Raw genomic sequence first — 5183 nt, 5'->3', positions numbered from 1 at the left:
CCCGACCTCACTCCCCTCGCGTTCGCCATCGCCTCGAGACCCGGCCGCTTCCTGTTCTTCGACGCCTTCGTCCGCGACCAGCGACTGGTGCTCGTCTCGACCTATTACCCGGACGTCGTCTTCGACTTCGCGCAGGTCGAGGTGCGACTCGACGGACAACGCCTGGGCCGCTTCGAGGAGATCGGCGCCAACGAGTACGAGCCCTCGCGGGCCATCGTCTACCCGCTGGCCGACTCGTGCTGCGGCTCGCGGCTGGAACTGCAGGTCAGCTACCAGGGCCAGGAGCTGACGGCGTCGATCGAGCCAGACGCCGGACGGCCGACGCGCGAGTTCGCGATCGCGACGCTGTTCAAGGGCGACTTCGCGGACATCCCGACCTTCTATCGCTACTACAAGCTGCAGGGCGTCGACCGCTTCTATCTCTACTACAACGGCGACCTCTCCGAGGTGCGCCGCTTGCTGCCGGACGCCGACGACATCGTCTATGGCGAGTGGGACTTCCCGTACTGGCTCGATCCCGAGTCCGAGGCCTTCAAGTCGGGGCTGGTCGACCCGCAGGCGGCGCGCAACAAGCACCACGCGCAGACCGCCTTCCTGAGCATGGTCCGGCACCGCTACCTGGACGACTGCTCCTACCTGGCGCTGATCGACCTGGACGAGTTCCTCGGCGTCCCGGGCGAGACGGTGCGCGACCATGTCGAGCGCATCGACCTGCCGGCACTGACGGCCCCCTGCCACTGGGCCGAGGTCCGATCGCTGTCGTGGCTGCCGGGTGCGCTATGGCGCAAACGCGGCGTGCGCGTGATGCTGGCGGCCCGGGCCCGCCTGTGGGAGGCCGTGCGACGCCGCTTCGCCACCCGCGTCGCGACACCCAACCTCGCCTTCCGGGAGCTGCGCCACGTCTGGGCCAATGCCCGCAGCGAGGGCGGGAGCCGCGTCAAGACGGTGTACCGGGGCGACTATCCGGGGCTGTTCGGCATTCACACGCCCAAGCCGCCGACCGTCGTGACGACCTCGGACCACCTGAAGCTCTTCCACATCGTCAACACCGGCCACGGCCGCCACACGCGCATCCACGGCGACGCGGTGCCGGTGCCGCTGATCGCCCAGGGCTAGCCGGCGGCGCGCGCCTCGATCAGCCTGAGGAGCTCGCCGACGTCCTTCAGGCTCACCACCTCGCCGGTGCTGAAGCGGATGCCGAAGTGCTTCTCGATCATCACGACCAGCCGCACGTTGTTGAGCGAGTCCCAGCCCTTGATGTCGGCCGCGGTGGTGCCGGCGTGGATCTCGATGTCGTCGTCATCGAACAGGTCGCGGAAGATCTCCTGCAGTTCGCCGCGAAAGTCCCGCATGGTCATGGTCTCCGATCAATTGCGAATCTGGATGCTGTGCGACAGGCCGAACGGCTCGTCGACGTCGTAGATCCAGGTCGACCCTTCGCCGCCGGACTCGATCTGCCGGAAGCCGAGCGTTGCGTAGTGTCCCTCGACGAGCTGGTTCTTGGCCGTCGGCAGGTAGCGGCCGCGCAGGCGCTTCAGGCCCTGGCGCCGGCAGAACGCCAGCAGCTGCTCCAGGTCCAGCACCTCGACGCCGCGCTTGAGCACGCGGCAGCTCATCAGCCACACCTCGATGTCGAGCAGGTCCGGTGAATCGGCCGGCACGCTGCCCAGCACGACGCTGATCAGGCCGTTGTCGCCGAACTTGTCGGTGAGCCGCGTGGTCGAAGTGTAGCGCAGCGGGTCGGCCGCATGGGCGCGGACCTCGGCCTCGGTCATGCGCCGCGTCGTCAGGTTGAACTGGTTCGTCTTGTTGATCAGCTGCGTGGTGCGCGCGAGGTTCTGCTCGGTCACCGGCTCGACGATCGCCGTCATGTCGAGCTGGCGCAGGTAGTCGTCGTAGTTGGCGGCCGATTTCTCGAGACTCTCGCGCGCGACATTGCCCTGGAAGAAGTCGCTGCGCTGCCGGTCCTCGGCGGTGACGCCCAGCGTGTCGAACCAGTGGCCGTCGACCAGGCACTGCACGTAGTAGGACGGATCGACCGGCACCTCCGGCACCGTCACCTCGGGCAGGCGGGTCCGGACGAGTTCACGCTCGGCGGGGTTGTCGTCGAAGAACACCAGCGCGTCGGTCCCGATGTTGAGCTGCCGCGCGATCGCCTTGATGTTGCCGTCCTTCGGCTCCCAGTTGGCGACGAAGCAGCTGATGTCGGACTCCTTCAGCACCATGTCGGGATGCTCGCGGAACGGCTGGACCGCGTTCTCGTGGTGGTTCTTGCTGGCCACCGCGAGCAGCACGCCGCGGTCCTTCAGTGCCTTCGCGTAGCGCTGGAAGGCGACGAAGGCCTCGCCGGCAGGCACGCCAGCGCCGAGCTGGATGCCGCCTAGCCCGTCGTCGCCGATCACGCCGCCCCACAGCGTGTTGTCGAGGTCGAGCACCAGGCACTTCTTCGACTTGCCGAACATGGCCGCGAGCGCGGCCGCCAGGTGGTCGGCGTAGTGGGGCTGGCAGTCGAAGCTGATGGCGCACTTGGCCGAGTGATACAGCCGGGCGTCCGACCAGCGCGCCTTGCCGTGGGCGGCCGACAGCATGTCCACATCGTGCAGGAAGACCTGCGGCGGCAGATGGCGGGCGAGCTCCAGGTTCACGGCGCGCAGCAGGCTGTTGCGGGTGCCGCCGAGCACGGCGTCGAGGCTGCCGTAGGGTCGATCCACCTCGGTCGCGAAGTTGTCGGCCAGCACCTGGCAGGCAAAGCGCTCGGCGGCCGTCGCATAGAGCGTACGGAACCGGGCGGACTCGGCCTCGGCGCGGGCCGCGGCATCGTCCTCAAGATAGGCGAACGGCAGGTTCTGGCTGCAGACGTGGAAGTGGATCACGTCCGGCTTGAACGCCCGCAGCGTCTCGGAGTCGGACCAGATCTCCTGCTCGAACAGGCCGAAGTCGCTCTCGTAGATCTCGAGGTTGAGGCCGCGTCGCAGCGCGAACAGCCGCAGCAGCGGCACGAAGAACTGCGTCGTCGCGCCCCCCAGCACCGCCACCCGCTTGCGCAGCGGCACCCGCGCGTCGAGCAGCTCGCGCGGGATCTTGTCCAGCGCCGTGCCGGCGTACTGCAGGTCGTCGATCGGATCGGACGGTGCGGCGCGCAGCAGCAGCGACAGCGCCTCGTCGTGGGCGCCGGCGCGCAGGTGGGTCTTCAGTGCACTCTTCATCGGGTCGGTCCGCCGTCCTGGTCGAGCACCGCGAGCGTCGCCTGCGCGGCCTTCAGGTCGCATTGCGGCGTGAAGTGGCCGTCGGGGATGTAGTTGGTGCGGTCGGTCGACGGACACAGGTCGAAGCTGCTGACGACCGCCACGCCCTTCGCTTCGAGCGTACGACGCAGCAGCACGTCCAGGTGGTTCGCGTAGTCGCGCGTCGAGAACAGCACGACGATGGGCTTCACGCCCTCGGCGCGCAGGTCGTCGACCATCCGCTGCAGCAAGGCCTCGAACACCTGGATGATGTGCGAGTCCTTCTTGAAGCCGCGGCTGCCGTAGGCCTGGGCCACGTAGTTGTCGGCGTGCCGCTTCGCGAGGCCGCGGCGCACGAAGCGGGCGATCAGGCTGTGGTCGAGGGCGCTGGCCGCGAACAGCGGGCGCTGGAAGGCGTCGTCGTGCTGCGCCATCACGTCGAGCTGGCGAGCCCACAGCGCCGGGTCGTCCCGGAAGGCGCGGGTCAACTCGTCCGGCGAGTTGATCAGCGGCGTGCCGGTGCGCTCGACACGGCCGTCGACCAGCTCGTAGCGCGGGAAGAAGTACGGCATCGGCGCATCGGCGTTGACGCTGCCGATGTTCATCGTCAGCACCTGCGCGACGTCCTCGGACGCGACGCCGATGACCGCCGTGCGCGTCTTGCGCTTCGCGCGGTCCAGCTCGTAGAAGCCGTAGGCGTGGTTGAGCGGCGCCCCCGGGCCGCCGATGAAGCGCAGCTTCAGCTCCGGCCGCAGTTCGCGCATCGCCTTGCCCAGGTTGCCGGCGAAGGAACTGCCGTAGACCGTGACGTCGACATCGGCCGGCTTGTCCGCCAGCGCGGCCTCGTTGATCCAGCCGGCGAACAGGATCGAGTTGGGCGCCGGGTTCGGCGTCGCGACCAGCTGGCGCAGCTTGCTCTCGTAGGACGAGCCGTACCAGAAGTAGGACCGCATCGACGCGTTGCGCAGCGGCGTGTGGTTGAAGGCGGCCCAGCACAGCAGCTCGAAGAGCAGCAGCGTCGCGACGAAGCCGGCGGCGGTCACGCCGGCGGCGCGCCAGCGCGACGCGGCCGACGCGGCCAGTGCGGCCTCAGAACTGGAAGTAGATGAACTGGGTGGATGCATTCGACAGCCCCATCAGCAGGAGCGTGAACAGCGTGGCGTACAAGGCGCCACGGACCATCGGCGGCCAGCGGAGGTAGAAGCGCTCGCTTTCGTGGCGGTAGGCCAGGTGGTCCAGCACGAGGAACAGCGGGATCGCCAGCAGCGTCGCGAAGGTCGGGCGCTTGAGGTGGAAGTCGAGCGCGCCGATGTGCGCGATCGCGCCGAGGAAGTCGCCGATCTGCTCGACCGAGGTGGCGCGGAAGATCAGCAGGCTCACCAGCGTCACGTGGAAGTAGAGCACGATCCAGAACGCGCCCGGGATGCGCTTGCGCAGCGGCTTCAGCGCCTTGGGCCACTTGACCAGCGACCACAGGATGAGCATCAGCCCGTGGTACAGGCCCCACAGGATGTAGGTCCAGGCCGCGCCGTGCCACAGGCCCATCAGCAGCATCGCGTAGAGGTGCGGGCGGGCCTCGTTGAGCTTGCTGTCGCCCTTGCGCAGGTAGTGCAACGCGAGCGGCAGGTAGATGTAGTCCTTGACCCAGCTCGACAGGCTGATGTGCCAGCGCGTCCAGTACTCGGACGGCGACTTGGCATAGAACGGCGTCATGAAGTTCTTGATGACGTCGAAGCCCAGCATCCGTGCGACGCCGCGGGCGACATCCGTGTAGCCGGAGAAGTCGCAGTAGATCTGCAGCACGTAGAGGTAGGAAGCGGCCGCCATGTCGGCGCCGCTGAAGCCGCCCTGGCCGCTGAACACCGGGTCGATGGTCTCGGACAGCCCATCGGCGATGACGATCTTCTTGAACAGACCCAGCAGCACCAGGAAGGCACCGCGCGTGAAGCCCTCGAGCGT

The 5183-nt window shown here is 68.0% G+C and carries 5 protein-coding genes; 1 reads left to right on the top strand and 4 read right to left on the bottom strand.

The window, feature by feature from the left end; genetic code table 11:
• On the top strand, window positions 1-1116 hold a 1116-nt coding region (locus KBY88_RS15965; protein ID WP_254940935.1), incomplete at its 5' end, for a glycosyltransferase family 92 protein.
• On the opposite strand, the gene KBY88_RS15960 is transcribed toward KBY88_RS15965, so the two are convergent.
• The 4 genes from KBY88_RS15960 to KBY88_RS15945 form a co-directional block, all read right to left on the bottom strand.
• The gene (locus tag KBY88_RS15960; protein WP_254940934.1) at window positions 1113-1358 is read right to left on the bottom strand and encodes an acyl carrier protein; all 246 of its coding nucleotides are present in this window, start codon (window positions 1356-1358) and stop codon (window positions 1113-1115) included. The genes KBY88_RS15965 and KBY88_RS15960 overlap by 4 nt on opposite strands.
• A 9-nt stretch (window positions 1359-1367) precedes the next feature.
• Window positions 1368-3206 carry an HAD-IIIC family phosphatase gene (locus tag KBY88_RS15955; protein ID WP_254940933.1) on the bottom strand — a complete coding sequence of 613 codons (1839 nt, stop codon included), beginning with the start codon at window positions 3204-3206 and terminating at the stop codon, window positions 1368-1370.
• Window positions 3203-4348, bottom strand: coding sequence for a hypothetical protein (locus tag KBY88_RS15950; protein ID WP_254940932.1), 1146 nt, complete (start codon window positions 4346-4348; stop codon window positions 3203-3205). Before KBY88_RS15950 ends, KBY88_RS15955 begins: the two co-directional genes overlap by 4 nt.
• On the bottom strand, window positions 4314-5183 hold an 870-nt coding region (locus tag KBY88_RS15945; protein WP_315858155.1), incomplete at its 5' end, for an MBOAT family O-acyltransferase. The genes KBY88_RS15950 and KBY88_RS15945, both read right to left, overlap by 35 nt.

Source organism: Cyanobium sp. Morenito 9A2 (genome assembly GCF_024345575.1).
In the GTDB taxonomy this organism is placed as follows: domain Bacteria; phylum Cyanobacteriota; class Cyanobacteriia; order PCC-6307; family Cyanobiaceae; genus ATX-6F1.
The sequence above is the reverse complement of the archived record's forward strand: the minus strand, read 5'-3'. Positions and strand labels throughout refer to the sequence as shown.

Excerpts from the sequence above, each read along its gene's own strand:
- KBY88_RS15960 (WP_254940934.1), bottom strand. The coding sequence starts at position 1,358 with ATGACCATGCGGGACTTTCGCGGCGAACTGCAGGAGATCTTCCGCGAC.
- KBY88_RS15950 (WP_254940932.1), bottom strand. The coding sequence starts at position 4,348 with ATGCATCCACCCAGTTCATCTACTTCCAGTTCTGAGGCCGCACTGGCC.
- KBY88_RS15955 (WP_254940933.1), bottom strand. The coding sequence starts at position 3,206 with ATGAAGAGTGCACTGAAGACCCACCTGCGCGCCGGCGCCCACGACGAG.